We start from the raw sequence: 13,817 nt of genomic DNA, 5'->3' as shown, positions 1-13,817 counted from the left end.
GGGGGTTATTGCGCTTGCGCCTTGGCCACTGGCCGCGCCAGCAGACGCCGGGTCACCCCGAGCATCGCCACCGACACTGCCACTCCCACTGCGAAGCCGCTGAGGCCCATGGTCGGCAGCGTCAAGGCCGACACCAGGCAGAACGCCGAGAACGAATACATGCCGGTTGCCGTTGCGCGCAATAACGCAGCGGTAAACGCCGGGCCGCGGGTTTGTTGCGAGAACACCGCCATGACGCTGCCGAGCACCGGGAACACCGCGAGAAGGCCGCTCCAGCGTTCGCCGACGGTGCTGGCCAGCATCGTCACCACCAGCGTCAGCGCCGCACCGGCGATCATCCGCCAGATCAGTTTGTCCGACTTCGGTGCTGGCCCGTTCAACACCGGCTGCACCTCGGGGAACAGATAAGGCGAAGCGAGCAGTGCCACCGCTGCCGCAATCACCGAGAACGGCAAGGACGCCGGGATCACCGACAAGACCGCCGCCAGCGCGGCCCAAACCGCCAGTGAAATGGTCAACGCCCACGGCCAGTTCGCCCGCTGCGCCACCTGCGCATAGGTGATGCAGAAAGCGATCATCGCGAACATTGCCGACAGCGCCGCGACCGCCGATTGCGCGGCAAACTGCGGCCCTTGTTCGATCGCCAGAAAAAACAGAATCGGCCCGACCACCACCGGCAATCCCGACAGCCACCCGGCCACGCTCGGCCCCCAGCGCTTGCCCGCCAGGGAAATCAGCAGGAGAAAACCGGGAATCAGCAGCAATTTCAGGATCAGCACGCGGGTGTCTCCGTCGGGTCAGGATGAGCCACGTTAGCACTGCCGATTAAAGATTGCTGCCTATGTTCGCAATTTTTGTATACAAAAATTCAGGCGCAAATCCGGCTATGCTTTGATCATCAGAATGCAGCGGAGACGATACGGCGATGAACAGAACACCCAAGCTCGTTCGTGGCTGTTGTGGCATCGGTTTATGGGCGCTGTTGCTCACACCGACATGGGCCAATTGGCAGGACGCAGTCCCGGGCGCGCAAATTATCGGCAGCGGCGATTTCAGCGTGTTCGGCTTCGACGTTTACAGCGCGCGCTTGTGGAGTGCCGCGCGGCCTCTGGCGCCGGGCCAGCCGTTTGCTCTGGAGCTGATCTACCGGCGCAACATCTCGCGCGACGATCTGGTCAGCACCAGCGTCGATGAGATCAAACGCCTTGCCGGTCCCCGGGTCACTTCAGCGCAATTGGCCGGCTGGCAGACGCAGATGCAGCAATCGTTTGTCGACGTTCAGGCCGGCACGCGGATTACCGGCGTGTATCTGCCGGGGCAGGGCGCGCGGTTTTTTGTCGGCCAGAAGCTCCAGCATGAGATTGAGGATCCACAGTTTGCCAAGGCGTTTTTCGATATCTGGCTGGATCCGCGAACACGCAGTCCCGAGTTGCGCGAGCAGTTGTTGGGGGTGAACCCATAGGTTCAGTGATCTTTGCGCTTCAAGGCATCAGGCGAAACGACTAAGCTGCCGGGCTCCCGTTTTTGTTTCTGGATGTGTGCGTGAAATTCAGTCTGCCCAAAATCGCCACCGCGCCGTTTTGCCCGCCGGAAGTGGCTGGCAGTGTTGCGGTTGATCCGACTGCCTCGTTCTTCAAACGTGTGCTGCGTTTCGCCGGTCCCGGTTTGCTGGTGTCGATCGGCTACATGGATCCGGGCAACTGGGCGACCGCGATCGAGGCCGGTTCGCGTTTTGGCTACAGCCTGTTGTTCGTGGTGTTGCTGGCGAGTCTGGCCGGCATGGTCGTGCAATGTCTGTGCTCGCGGCTGGGCATCGCCACCGGGCGCGATCTGGCGCAGTTGTCCCGCGAGCGCTACAGCACCCCGACAGCGCGCCTGCAATGGATACTGGCGGAGATCTCGATCATCGCCACCGACCTCGCCGAAGTGCTTGGCTGCGCTCTCGCGTTTCACTTGCTGCTCGGTTGCTCGCTGACCTTCGGCATCGCCCTGACGGCGTTCGACACGTTGCTGGTGCTGGCCCTGCAAAACCGGGGCTTCCGCCGTCTCGAAGCGATCATGCTGGTGCTGGTCGCGACCATCGGCGTGTGTTTCTTCGTCGAGTTGTTGTTGATCAAACCGTACTGGCCAGACGTGGCGCTGGGCTTCAAACCTTCGCTGGCGGCCATCGGCGATGCCGCGCCGCTGTATCTGGCCATTGGCATCCTCGGCGCCACAGTAATGCCGCATAACCTTTACTTGCACACCTCGATCGTGCAGACGCGGATGATCGGCAAGGATCTGGCGAGCAAGCAGGACGCGGTGAAACTGGCACGTATCGACACCATCGGTTCGCTGGCCCTGGCGCTGCTGGTCAACGCGGCGATCCTGATTCTCGCGGCGGCGGCGTTTCACCAGTCCGGACACACCGACGTGGTCGACATTCAGGACGCGTATCACCTGCTCGACCCGCTGGTTGGCGGTGCGCTGGCCAGTGTGCTGTTCGGCGTGGCGCTGCTCGCGTCGGGGCAAAGTTCGACCTTCACCGGGACCATCGCCGGGCAGGTCATCATGGAGGGCTATCTGAACCTGCGCATCCCGTGCTGGCAGCGGCGTTTGATCACTCGCGGGCTGGCGCTGATTCCGGCGTTCATCGGCGTCTGGCTCATGGGCGATAACGCGATCGGCAAGTTGCTGGTGTTGAGCCAGGTGGTGTTGAGTCTGCAGTTGCCGTTTGCCCTGTTCCCACTGATCCGCATGACCAACGACAAACGGCTGATGGGGCCGTTTGTGAATCGCTGGCCCACGCGGGTGCTGGCCTGGGGGCTGTTTGTGTTGATCAGCGGGGCGAACAGCTGGTTGATATTGCAGTGGGCGGTTTGATCACTGAGTTGCGGTGACTGGCAGGGACTCTTCGCGAGCAGGCTCGCTCCCACAGGTTTTCGCGGGCGGCCACAATTCAGCTGGCCAGCCGACGAGGGGTCATCCATCAACTTGTTTCGCGGCGGGCGAGCCTATACTGTATATGCACACAGTAAAGAGTCCGTGCCATGCAAATCATCGACAAGCTCAGCATCCTCGCCGACGCCGCCAAGTACGACGCCTCCTGCGCCAGCAGTGGTGCGCCCAAGCGCAGCTCCGAGGGCAAGAGCGGCCTCGGTTCGACGGATGGCATGGGTATCTGTCACAGCTATACGCCGGACGGGCGCTGTGTGTCGTTGCTGAAAATCCTGCTGACCAATTTCTGCCTTTACGATTGCCAATATTGCGTCAACCGCCGTTCCAGCGATGTGCCGCGTGCGCGCTTCACCCCGGAAGAAGTCGTGACGCTGACCATGGATTTCTACCGCCGCAACTGCGTCAGCGGCCTGTTTCTCAGCTCCGGGATCATTCGCTCGGCGGACTACACCATGGAGCAACTGGTGCGGGTGGCGAAGTTGCTCCGTGAAGAGCACGAATTTCGCGGCTACATCCATTTGAAGACCATTCCGGAAGCCGATCCGGCCTTGATCGAGGAGGCCGGGCGTTATGCCGACCGCCTCAGCGTCAACATCGAACTGCCCACCGATGCCAGTCTGCAGACGCTGGCGCCGGAGAAGGACATCACCTCGATCAAGCAAGCGATGAACACCATCTACACCGGCGTGCAAACAGTGTTGAACGAGCCGCGCTCGGCAAAATTCGCCCCGGCCGGGCAAAGCACGCAGTTGATCGTCGGTGCCGATGACACCGATGACAGCACCATCCTCCACAGCGCCCAGTCGCTGTACGGCAACTTCCGTTTGCGTCGGGTCTATTACTCGGCGTTCAGCCCGATCCCCGACAGCCCGAAAAGCGTACCGCTCGCCGCGCCTCCGCTGATGCGCGAGCACCGTTTGTATCAGGCTGATTTCCTCCTGCGCAGCTACGGCTACAGCGCTGACGAACTGCTCAAAGGCCCGGGAAATCTGGCGCTCGATATCGACCCGAAGCTGGCTTGGGCGCTGGAAAATCGCGAAGTGTTTCCGCTGGACCTGAACCGTGCCGACGCGACGTTGATCGCGCGCATCCCCGGCATCGGCTTGCGCACCACCGAGCGCCTGGTCGAGTTGCGTCGCCAGCGCCGCATCCGTTACGAAGACGTCGCTCGGATGCGCTGTGTGCTGGCCAAGGCCAAGCCTTTCATCATCACCAGCGATTACCACCCGCAACAGGCGGAAGTCACCAGCCACATGCTCTATCAGCAATTGCGCGACCGACCGATGCCGCAGCAGATGGGGTTGTGGGGATGATCAGTCTTGATTGCGATGACCTGTTCGACACATGGCGTCAGCAGGCGCGCTGGTTGCTCAGCCATGAAATCGATCCGAGTTTGGTGAGCTGGGCGGCGGAAGGGGGGGGCGATCTGTTTGCCAGTGATGAGCACGTGCCCGAAGGGCAGGGGCCGTTTCAGGCGCGTATTCCCCGAGCGCTGCTCGACACCCTCGAACAAGCGGCGCGCTATCGCGGCGAGCAACGCTGGAGCCTGTTGTATGAAGTGCTCTGGCGCGTCAGTCACGGCGACCGCACGGCGATGATGGCCGGCGACAAACTCGGCAGCGAGTTGCAGCGGCGCATCAAGCAGGTCAGCCGCGAGGCCCATCATCTGCATGCATTCGTGCGTTTCATCGAGCGGTCGAAGGATCTGCCCGGTCCACAATACGTGGCGTGGCATGAGCCGGCGCATGACATTCTGCACAGCGCCAGCGAGCACTTTATCGGGCGCATGGGCCAGCATCGCTGGTTGATCGCCACACCGCGTGACGGCGTTTATTACGACGGTGAGCAATTGATTCACGAGCGGCAGTGCCCGATTGAGTGGCAGCAACTGGCGCAGAACGTCGACGATCCCCACGGCGATTTGTGGTTGACCTACTACAGCCACATCTTCAACCCGGCGCGGTTGAACCCGAAGGTCATGCAAGGGCATCTGCCGGTGCGGTTCTGGAAGAATCTGCCGGAGGGGGAGTTGATACCGGGATTGATCACCCAGGCGCGGATGGGCAAGCAACAGAATGGGCAGGCGAGCGGGATTTCGGACCGGACGGGCAAGCGCATTGCCTCCAAAAATCAAAAGCAGACCCTCACCCCAGCCCTCTCCCGGAGGGAGAGGGAGCCGACCGAGGTGTTCTTGCGAACTCCATCGACCTGAATGGCCGAGGTGAACGCGATTTTTGAAAAGCGCACAAGTCGGCTCCCTTTCCCCCTCGCCCCCTTGGGGGAGAGGGCTGGGGTGAGGGGGTGACGTTTTTCAATACGACACCAGAGCCCAGCCCTACAAAAAAGCCCCCCACCAATCACTCGGTGGAGGGCTTTTGAGCATCAGCAGTCGTCAGATCAAACCTTGACGATCCAGCCCGCTGGCGCTTCGATGTCGCCGGTCTGCACGCCAGTCAGCTCTTTGTAGAGCTGCTGGGTTACCGGGCCTACCTCGGTTTCGCTGTGGAACACATGCAGGTGGTCGTTGTAGCTGATGCCGCCAATCGGCGTGATCACCGCTGCGGTACCGCAGGCACCGGCTTCCTTGAAGTCCGACAGCTTGTCGATCAGCACGTCGCCTTCAACCACTTCCAGGCCCAGACGCGATTTGGCCAGTTCGATCAGCGACAGGCGGGTGATGCCTGGCAGGACCGATGGCGAGTTCGGGGTGACGAACTTGTTGTCGTGGGTGATCCCGAAGAAGTTGGCCGAACCGACTTCCTCGATCTTGGTGTGGGTCATCGGATCGAGGTAGATCGCGTCGGCGAAGTTGGCCTTCTTGGCTTTCGAGCCCGGCATCAGGCTGGCGGCGTAGTTGCCACCGACCTTGGCCGCACCGGTGCCTTGCGGGGCCGCGCGGTCGTAGCTGGAGATCTGGAAGTTGTGCGGGGTCAGGCCACCCTTGAAGTAGGCGCCGACCGGGATGCAGAAAATCGAGAAAATGAATTCGGGCGCAGTGCGCACGCCGATGTTGTCACCGACGCCGATCACGAACGGGCGCAGGTACAGCGCGCCGCCAGTGCCGTAAGGCGGGATGAAACGCTCGTTGGCGCGGACCACGGCTTTGCAGGCTTCGATGAACTGCTCGGTGTCGACCGTCGGCATCAGCAGACGCGCGCAGCTGCGTTGCATGCGCAGGGCGTTCTGGTCCGGGCGGAACAGGTTGATCGAGCCGTCCTTGCAGCGATAGGCCTTCATGCCTTCGAAGCACTGCTGACCATAGTGAAGGGCGGTGGAGCCTTCGCTGATGTGCAGGACGTTATCTTCGGTTAGGGTGCCTTTGTCCCACTCGCCATCGCGAAAGTACGACAGATAGCGCTTGTCGGTCTTGATGTAGTCAAAACCCAGCTTGTCCCAATTGATGCTTTCGTTACCCATGACACCCTCTATCACTGAACAACCGCCGAAACGGTTCAAGGCTTCTGACGTTTTTTTGGATGGGCACAACAATACTTCATTCTTGAGCGGTTTCGCAGCCCGGACTATCGGATGACACACAGATAAATCGTGTTGCCCTCCAGAATTCGCGAGCAGGCTCGCTCCCACATTTGAAATGCATTCCCATTGTGGGAGCGAGCCTGCTCGCGAAGGGGCCATCACTGCCACCGCACATCACATATGCAGCGCATGCCCCAGCGCCCGCAACGCCGCTTCCTGCACCGCCTCACCCAAGGTCGGGTGGGCATGGATGGTGCCGCCGATGTCTTCCAGTCGCGCGCCCATTTCCAGGCTCTGCGCAAAAGCCGTCGACAGTTCGGAAACCCCAACGCCCACCGCTTGCCAACCGACAATCAGATGATTGTCGCGACGTGCGACCACGCGCACGAAGCCGCTTTTCGATTCCAGGGTCATCGCCCGGCCGTTGGCGGCGAACGGGAAGCTGGAAACGATGCAGTCCAGCCCCGCAGCCTTGGCCTCATCCGGAGTTTTGCCGACCACCACCAGTTCCGGGTCGGTAAAGCACACGGCGGCGATGGCGGTCGGGTTGAACTCACGGCTCTTGCCACTGATCAACTCGGCAACCATTTCGCCCTGAGCCATGGCGCGGTGGGCCAGCATCGGTTCGCCGCTCACATCGCCAATGGCGTAGACGTTGCGCATGCTGGTCTGGCAACGGCTGTCGATCCTGATCGCCGAACCGTTCATGTCCAGATTCAGCGCTTCGAGATTAAATCCCTGCGTATTGGGTTTGCGGCCGACGGCAACCAGTACCTGATCGGTTTCCAGATTGAGGGTTTCGCCTTCGGGATCGCGCACCTGCAACGTGCCGTCGAAACCGAGCACGCTGTGCTTGAGGTACAGTTTCACGCCCAGCTGCTTCAGCGCGTCGTGGACCGGTTGTGTCAGCTCCGCGTCATAGGCCGGCAGGATGCGGTCCTGTGCTTCGACCACGCTGACCTCGGCGCCGAGCTTGCGATAAGCGATGCCCAGCTCCAGACCGATGTAACCACCGCCGACCACCACCAGACGTTTCGGCACAGACGTCGGTGCCAGCGCTTCGGTGGAGGAAATGATCGGCCCGCCAATCGGCAGGATCGGCAGATTGACGCTGGTCGAACCGGTGGCCAGCACCAGATGTTCGCACTGGATGCGGGTATCGCCGACTTCCACGGTTTTGCCGTCGATGATTTTCGCCCAGCCATTGATGACCTGGACCTTGTTCTTCTTCAACAGCGCGGCAACGCCAGTGGTCAGGCGATCAACGATGCCATCCTTCCACTCGACGCTTTTGCTGATATCCAGGGTCGGCGCGGCAACGTTGATGCCCAACGCCGAATGCTGGCTGTGATGCTGCGTCTGGTGAAACTGCTCAGCCACATGAATCAGCGCTTTTGACGGAATGCAGCCGATATTCAGGCAGGTGCCGCCCAATGACTGGCCTTCGACCAGAATGGTCGGGATACCCAGTTGCCCGGCGCGGATCGCGGTGACGTAACCGCCGGGGCCGCCGCCGATAATCAGCAGCGTGGTGTTCAAAGTCTGCATTCCATTACTCCACAAACAAGGTAGCGGGTTGTTCGAGCAAGCCACGGATGGCCTGAATGAAAAGCGCCGCATCCATGCCGTCGACCACGCGGTGATCGAAGGAGCTGGAGAGGTTCATCATCTTGCGGATCACCACTTGGCCTTTGACGACCATTGGCCGCTCGACAATTTTGTTCACGCCGACAATGGCCACTTCCGGCAGGTTCAGCACCGGCGTGCTGACAATGCCGCCCAATGCGCCGAGGCTGGTCAGAGTAATGGTCGAACCGGACAGCTCATCGCGGCTGGCCTTGCCATTGCGCGCGGCGTTGGCCAAACGCGAAATTTCGGCGGCGCTGTCCCACAGGCTGCGCGCTTCGGCGTGACGCACCACGGGCACCATCAGGCCTACATCGCTTTGCGTGGCGACGCCGACATGCACCGCACCGAGGCGGGTGATGACTTGCGCTTCGTCATCGTAACGGGCGTTCATCTGCGGGAAGTCGCGCAGGGCGACGACCAGCGCGCGAACGAGGAACGGCAACAAGGTCAACTTGCCACGGCTGGCGCCATGTTTTTCATTCAGATGCGCGCGCAGTTCTTCGATTGCGGTGACGTCGATTTCCTCGACATAACTGAAGTGCGCGGCACGCTGAGTAGCATCCTGCATGCGCTGAGCGATCTTGCGGCGCATGCCGATCACTTGAATCTGTTCTTCGTCGTGGCGCTGGGCATAAGCGGCAGCGGCCGGCGCCGAAGCGTTCGACTGACCTTGCGCCAGATAGGCTTCAAGGTCTTCGTGCAACACGCGACCGGCCGGGCCGGAACCGCGCACCAAGCGCAATTGAATGCCCAGATCCAGCGCATGTTTGCGCACGGCTGGCGAGGCTAGCGGGCGTTCATCCGCTTCGCGAGCGACCATCGGACCCTGGCAAACGGCAGCCGGACGTGGTGCGGCGGCTGCGGCGGGCTTGCTTTCGACAGCAGTCTCAACGTTCGGCGCAACCGGTGCTTCTTTGACATGCGCGGGTGCGGCGGACTCTTTAAGGTTGCCGGCACCTTCAACCTCGATGCTGATCAGCACACTGCCAACCGCCATGACTTCACCCGGCTGACCACCGAGCGCAATCACTTTCCCGTGCACCGGCGACGGAATATCGACCATCGCCTTGTCGGTCATCACATCCGCCAGCACCTGGTCTTCAACCACTACATCGCCAACCTTGACGTGCCACTGCGACAGTTCTACTTCTGCGATGCCTTCGCCGATGTCCGGCATCTTGATAACGTGCGTGCCCATTCAGACCTCCATGACCCGTTTCAACGCCGCGCCCACGCGGGACGGCCCTGGGAAATACGCCCACTCCTGCGCGTGCGGGTAGGGAGTGTCCCAACCGGTGACGCGTTCGATCGGCGCTTCCAGGTGATGGAAGCAGTGCTCTTGCACCAGCGATACCAGCTCGGCGCCGAAACCGCAGGTGCGGGTGGCTTCGTGTACCACCACGCAGCGGCCGGTTTTCTTCACCGACTTGACGATGGTTTCCAGGTCCAGCGGCCACAGGCTGCGCAGGTCGATGACTTCGGCATCGACGCCGGATTCTTCGGCAGCGACTTGCGATACGTAGACGGTGGTGCCGTAGGTCAGCACGGTCACGTCCTTGCCCGGGCGAGTGATCGCGGCAACGTCCAGCGGCACGGTGTAGTAACCGTCCGGCACCTGGGCTTGCGGATGTTTCGACCACGGGGTTACCGGGCGGTCGTGATGGCCATCGAACGGGCCGTTGTACAGGCGTTTCGGCTCGAGGAAGATCACCGGGTCATCGTTTTCGATGGAGGCGATCAGCAAGCCTTTGGCGTCGTACGGGTTGGACGGCATCACCGTACGCAGACCGCAGACCTGAGTGAACATCGCCTCGATGCTCTGGCTGTGGGTCTGGCCGCCGTAGATGCCGCCGCCGCAAGGCATGCGCAGGGTCATCGGTGCAGTGAATTCGCCGGCCGAGCGATAACGCAGACGCGCTGCTTCGGAGATGATCTGGTCGGAGGCGGGGTAAACGTAGTCGGCGAACTGGATTTCGGCGACCGGACGCAGTCCGTAGGCGCCCATGCCGACAGCCACGCCGACGATGCCGCTTTCCGAAATCGGTGCGTCGAACACCCGCGAGGTGCCGTACTTCGTCTGCAGGCCTTCGGTGCAGCGGAACACACCGCCGAAGTAACCGACGTCCTGGCCGAAGACGACGACGTTGTCATCACGCTCAAGCATCACATCCATGGCCGAGCGCAGGGCCTGGATCATGGTCATGGTGGTCGTGGTCATGGCGGTTTCCAACTGAATATTGTTGTTGTGATCGTTCATGTCAGATCCCCAACTGCTGACGCTGGCGCTTCAAGTGCTCCGGCATCTCTTTGTAGACGTCTTCGAACATGGTCGCGGCGCTTGGAATCTGGCCGCCGGCGAGGGTGCCGTACTGTTCGGCCTGTTTCTGCGCAGCAATCACTTCGGCCTCGAGTTCAGCGCTGACGGCGGTGTGCTCATCCTCCGACCAGTGACCGACCTCGATCAGGTGCTGTTTCAGACGCGCGATCGGATCGCCGAGCGGGAAGTGGCTCCAGTCATCGGCAGGGCGGTATTTCGATGGGTCGTCGGAGGTCGAGTGCGGGCCGGCGCGGTAGGTGACCCATTCGATCATGGTCGGGCCGAGGTTGCGGCGGGCGCGTTCGGCAGCCCAGGCGGAAGCAGCGTAGACCGCGTAGAAGTCGTTACCGTCCACGCGCAGCGAGGCGATGCCGCAACCGACGCCGCGTCCGGCGAAAGTCGTGGCTTCACCGCCGGCGATGGCCTGGAAGGTGGAAATTGCCCACTGGTTGTTGACCACGTTGAGGATCACCGGCGCCCGATAAACGTGGGCGAAGGTGAGGGCGGTGTGGAAGTCCGATTCGGCGGTGGCGCCGTCCCCGATCCATGCCGAGGCGATTTTGGTGTCGCCCTTGATCGCCGAGGCCATGCCCCAGCCAACGCCCTGAATGAATTGGGTGGCGAGGTTGCCGGAAATGGTGAAGAAGCCAGCGTCCTTGACCGAGTACATGATCGGCAACTGGCGGCCCTTGAGCGGATCGCGCTCGTTGGACAGCAACTGGCAGATCAGGTCGACCAGCGGTACATCGCGGGCCATGAGGATGCTTTGCTGGCGATAGGTCGGGAAGCACATGTCATCGATGTTCAGCGCCAATGCCTGGGCGCTGCCGATGGCTTCTTCGCCAAGGCTCTGCATGTAGAACGACATCTTTTTCTGCCGCTGGGCGACGACCATGCGGTTGTCGTAGATGCGCGTCTTGAGCATCGCGCGCATGCCTTTGCGCAGGATCTCGACCGGCACGTTTTCGGCCCACGGGCCGAGGGCGTTGCCCTGATCGTCAAGCACGCGAATCAGGCCACGGGCGAGGTCGGCGGTATCGGCAGGTTCTACATCGACAGGGGGTTTGCGCACCGTACCGGCATCGGTCAGATGCAGGTAGGAAAAATCGGTTTTGCAGCCGGGACGGCCCGAGGGTTCAGGGACGTGCAGGCGCAGCGGTTCATACGCTTGGGTCATGGCTTCTACGCTCGATCTTGTGAATTTCTTGTAGTGAGCTGGCAGTCATTCCCGGGTAGGGGAAATCTTGTCCTACAACAATCATAGGCGTGGCCAAGAAGAATATTTCTCTGTGTTTCGTTGCGCTGGCGACCATTTGCAGATAGAAATTCTGCATAAACATAAAAAACAGGTGGTTTTGTCTCATGCGCAAACTGGACCGTACCGACATCGGCATTCTCAACAGCCTTCAAGAGAACGCGCGGATCACCAATGCCGACCTCGCCCGTTCGGTGAACCTGTCGCCGACGCCATGCTTCAACCGGGTCAAGGCCATGGAAGAATTGGGCTTGATTCGCGAGCAGGTCACGCTGCTGGATGCCGATCTGCTGGGGCTGCATGTGAATGTGTTCATTCACGTCAGCCTGGAAAAGCAGGTGGAGGAAGCGCTGCAGCACTTCGAGGAGGCGATTTCTGATCGGCCGGAGGTGATGGAGTGCTATCTGATGGCCGGCGATCCGGATTATCTGATCCGTGTGCTGGTGCCAAGCATTCAGTCGCTGGAACGCTTCATGATGGATTTTCTGACCAAGGTGCCGGGGGTGGCGAACATCCGCTCCAGCTTTGCGCTGAAGCAAGTGCGTTATAAGACCGCGTTGCCGTTGCCGGCTAATGGATTGACCCTGGGCGCATAACCTGACCTGATGCACCCGACCCGACCCGACCCGACCCGACCCGCCGACGCCGATCGTTCCCACGCTCCGCGTGGGAATGCCGCCAGGGACGCTCCGCGTTCCGCCTTAAGAAGTGACGCAGAGCGTCACGGGATGCATTCCCACGCAGAGCGTGGGAACGATCAGACTTAGGGCGCCTGACTAGGGGTCAGAGTTTGTTGAGCGGAATCTTCAGGTACACCACGCCATTGTCCTCAGGCGCCGGCATATTCCCCGCCCGTACATTCACCTGAATCGCCGGGAGCAGCAATGTCGGCATGCCCAGCCCGGCATCTCGCTGGGTGCGCATTTCGACGAACGCCGCTTCATCGATCCCGTCATGCACATGAATATTGCTTTTGCGCTGTTCGCCGACAGTGGTCTGGCACTGCGAGGCGCGGCCCTCGGGCGGGTAATCGTGGCAAACGTAAAGCTTCACGCTGGCCGGAAACGCCAACAGCTTCTGGATCGACTTGAACAAGTGCTGCGCATTGCCACCGGGGAAATCACAGCGCGCGGTGCCGACATCGGGCATGAACAGCGTGTCGCCGACGAGGATCTGTTCGCCGTCGACCAGGTAGGCCATGTCCGCTGGCGTATGGCCGGGGACGTGCAGGGCGGTGGCCCTGAGGTTGCCGATCATGAACGACTCGTTCGGCGCGAACAGGTGATCGAACTGCGAGCCATCGACGCAAAATTCCGGCTCCAGATTGAACAGCGCCTTGAACACATTCTGCACTTTGCTGATCGATTCACCGATGGCGATCTTGCCGCCCAGTTCTCGACGCAGGTACGGCGCGGCGGATAGGTGATCGGCGTGGGCGTGGGTTTCCAGCAGCCATTGCACCTGCAAGCGATGCGCTCGGACGAAGGCGATGATCTTGTCCGCCTGCGCCGTGCCGGTGCGCCCGGCGGCGCCGTCGTAATCGAGCACCGGGTCGACGATCGCGCACTGGCCGCCGTCGGCTTCGTAGACCACGTAGCTGTAGGTCGAGGAGGCGGGGTCGAGGAACGCTTCAATCAGGGCGGGCATGGCGAAAACCTGTGCTGGGTAATTTCGGGTTGCAACACTTTATGTAAAAACATAATGTTCGCAGCTTAAGTGACCTTCAAGGCCTCGTGCAAATGCAATCCAGTCTGACCGAATGTGAAGTCGCCCAACTGCGCGCCTCGGCGTCCAAAGCCTGCGCCTTGCTCAAAGCCCTGGCCAATGAGGATCGCCTGTTGATCCTCTGTCAACTGACCCAGGGCGAACGCAACGTCGGCGAACTGGAAAAAATGACCGGCGTACGCCAGCCGACGCTGTCCCAGCAACTGGGCATCTTGCGCGATGAAGGCCTGGTCGCGACCCGCCGCGAAGGCAAATACATTTTCTATGGCCTGGCCAGTCACGAAGTGATCCAGGTGATGAAAACCCTTTCGGGGCTCTATTGCGGAGCGGTACTCAAGAGCTGGGAACAGCCATAAATGCCAGCCCTAACACTTACTTACCCTGTGGGAGCTGGCTTGCCAGCGATGAGGACTTATCAGCGAACATTTATGTGACTGACACACCGCTATCGCTGGCAAGCCAGCTCCCACAGGTTCT

13 protein-coding genes are annotated in these 13,817 nt (G+C 61.1%); 6 read left to right on the top strand and 7 right to left on the bottom strand.

All coding sequences use genetic code 11. From position 1 onward, the window contains the following. Positions 1 to 5 precede the first annotated feature (5 nt). The gene (locus tag J2Y39_RS08710) at positions 6 to 779 is read right to left on the bottom strand and encodes a hypothetical protein (RefSeq protein WP_056789034.1); all 774 of its coding nucleotides are present in this window, start codon (positions 777 to 779) and stop codon (positions 6 to 8) included. A 146-nt stretch (positions 780 to 925) separates the two neighbouring features. Here J2Y39_RS08710 and J2Y39_RS08705 point away from each other — a divergent pair, with 146 nt between their 5' ends. From J2Y39_RS08705 to J2Y39_RS08690, 4 genes are all read left to right on the top strand, one after another. Then, complete coding sequence (locus J2Y39_RS08705; RefSeq protein ID WP_310216743.1) at positions 926 to 1,462, top strand: chalcone isomerase family protein; 537 nt, start codon at positions 926 to 928, stop codon at positions 1,460 to 1,462. Positions 1,463 to 1,542: 80 nt separating this feature from the next. Next, a complete protein-coding gene (locus tag J2Y39_RS08700; protein WP_305381036.1) occupies positions 1,543 to 2,862 on the top strand; it encodes an Nramp family divalent metal transporter in 1,320 nt (439 codons plus the stop codon). 167 nt (positions 2,863 to 3,029) lie between these two features. Continuing rightward, on the top strand, positions 3,030 to 4,250 hold the full coding sequence (locus J2Y39_RS08695) for a putative DNA modification/repair radical SAM protein (protein ID WP_024013352.1): 1,221 nt from the start codon (positions 3,030 to 3,032) through the stop codon (positions 4,248 to 4,250). Then, positions 4,247 to 5,149 carry a TIGR03915 family putative DNA repair protein gene (locus J2Y39_RS08690; protein ID WP_310216739.1) on the top strand — a complete coding sequence of 301 codons (903 nt, stop codon included), beginning with the start codon at positions 4,247 to 4,249 and terminating at the stop codon, positions 5,147 to 5,149. Before J2Y39_RS08695 ends, J2Y39_RS08690 begins: the two co-directional genes overlap by 4 nt. A gap of 185 nt (positions 5,150 to 5,334) precedes the next feature. Here the strand turns inward: J2Y39_RS08690 and J2Y39_RS08685 are convergent, their stop codons facing one another. From J2Y39_RS08685 to J2Y39_RS08665, 5 genes are all read right to left on the bottom strand, one after another. Beyond that, a complete protein-coding gene (locus J2Y39_RS08685) occupies positions 5,335 to 6,354 on the bottom strand; it encodes a branched-chain amino acid aminotransferase (protein WP_016775201.1) in 1,020 nt (339 codons plus the stop codon). Positions 6,355 to 6,588: 234 nt separating this feature from the next. Further along, entirely contained in the window at positions 6,589 to 7,962 is a 1,374-nt protein-coding gene (gene lpdA / locus J2Y39_RS08680) for a dihydrolipoyl dehydrogenase (protein WP_310216733.1), read from the bottom strand. 4 nt (positions 7,963 to 7,966) lie between these two features. After that, entirely contained in the window at positions 7,967 to 9,241 is a 1,275-nt protein-coding gene (locus J2Y39_RS08675; protein WP_310216730.1) for a dihydrolipoamide acetyltransferase family protein, read from the bottom strand. Further along, positions 9,242 to 10,300, bottom strand: coding sequence for an alpha-ketoacid dehydrogenase subunit beta (locus J2Y39_RS08670; protein WP_003224000.1), 1,059 nt, complete (start codon positions 10,298 to 10,300; stop codon positions 9,242 to 9,244). Position 10,301: 1 nt separating this feature from the next. After that, the gene (locus tag J2Y39_RS08665) at positions 10,302 to 11,537 is read right to left on the bottom strand and encodes a 3-methyl-2-oxobutanoate dehydrogenase (2-methylpropanoyl-transferring) subunit alpha (RefSeq protein ID WP_310216727.1); all 1,236 of its coding nucleotides are present in this window, start codon (positions 11,535 to 11,537) and stop codon (positions 10,302 to 10,304) included. 185 nt (positions 11,538 to 11,722) lie between these two features. Between J2Y39_RS08665 and bkdR the strand changes: the two genes are divergently transcribed. Then, positions 11,723 to 12,211: a Bkd operon transcriptional regulator BkdR gene (bkdR, locus tag J2Y39_RS08660; RefSeq protein WP_041476986.1), complete on the top strand. Its 489-nt coding sequence runs from the start codon at positions 11,723 to 11,725 to the stop codon at positions 12,209 to 12,211. 187 nt (positions 12,212 to 12,398) lie between these two features. Here bkdR and J2Y39_RS08655 read toward each other — a convergent pair whose 3' ends face one another. After that, positions 12,399 to 13,262, bottom strand: coding sequence for an MBL fold metallo-hydrolase (locus J2Y39_RS08655; RefSeq protein WP_310216723.1), 864 nt, complete (start codon positions 13,260 to 13,262; stop codon positions 12,399 to 12,401). A 92-nt stretch (positions 13,263 to 13,354) separates the two neighbouring features. Between J2Y39_RS08655 and J2Y39_RS08650 the strand changes: the two genes are divergently transcribed. Then, a complete protein-coding gene (locus J2Y39_RS08650; protein WP_016775194.1) occupies positions 13,355 to 13,696 on the top strand; it encodes a helix-turn-helix transcriptional regulator in 342 nt (113 codons plus the stop codon). The last annotated feature ends 121 nt before the right edge of the window (positions 13,697 to 13,817 follow it).

This window comes from Pseudomonas sp. 2957, assembly GCF_031456345.1.
Taxonomy (GTDB): Bacteria; Pseudomonadota; Gammaproteobacteria; order Pseudomonadales; family Pseudomonadaceae; genus Aquipseudomonas; species Aquipseudomonas siliginis.
This window is presented reverse-complemented; position numbering and strand designations above follow the sequence as displayed.

What these genes read in the sequence shown, in the direction of transcription:
- J2Y39_RS08675 (WP_310216730.1), bottom strand. Translation starts at nt 9,241, where the DNA reads ATGGGCACGCACGTTATCAAGATGCCGGACATCGGCGAAGGCATCGCA.
- J2Y39_RS08705 (WP_310216743.1), top strand. Translation starts at nt 926, where the DNA reads ATGAACAGAACACCCAAGCTCGTTCGTGGCTGTTGTGGCATCGGTTTA.
- J2Y39_RS08695 (WP_024013352.1), top strand. Translation starts at nt 3,030, where the DNA reads ATGCAAATCATCGACAAGCTCAGCATCCTCGCCGACGCCGCCAAGTAC.
- lpdA (WP_310216733.1), bottom strand. Translation starts at nt 7,962, where the DNA reads ATGCAGACTTTGAACACCACGCTGCTGATTATCGGCGGCGGCCCCGGC.
- bkdR (WP_041476986.1), top strand. Translation starts at nt 11,723, where the DNA reads ATGCGCAAACTGGACCGTACCGACATCGGCATTCTCAACAGCCTTCAA.
- J2Y39_RS08690 (WP_310216739.1), top strand. Translation starts at nt 4,247, where the DNA reads ATGATCAGTCTTGATTGCGATGACCTGTTCGACACATGGCGTCAGCAG.
- J2Y39_RS08650 (WP_016775194.1), top strand. Translation starts at nt 13,355, where the DNA reads ATGCAATCCAGTCTGACCGAATGTGAAGTCGCCCAACTGCGCGCCTCG.
- J2Y39_RS08670 (WP_003224000.1), bottom strand. Translation starts at nt 10,300, where the DNA reads ATGAACGATCACAACAACAATATTCAGTTGGAAACCGCCATGACCACG.
- J2Y39_RS08685 (WP_016775201.1), bottom strand. Translation starts at nt 6,354, where the DNA reads ATGGGTAACGAAAGCATCAATTGGGACAAGCTGGGTTTTGACTACATC.
- J2Y39_RS08665 (WP_310216727.1), bottom strand. Translation starts at nt 11,537, where the DNA reads ATGACCCAAGCGTATGAACCGCTGCGCCTGCACGTCCCTGAACCCTCG.
- J2Y39_RS08655 (WP_310216723.1), bottom strand. Translation starts at nt 13,262, where the DNA reads ATGCCCGCCCTGATTGAAGCGTTCCTCGACCCCGCCTCCTCGACCTAC.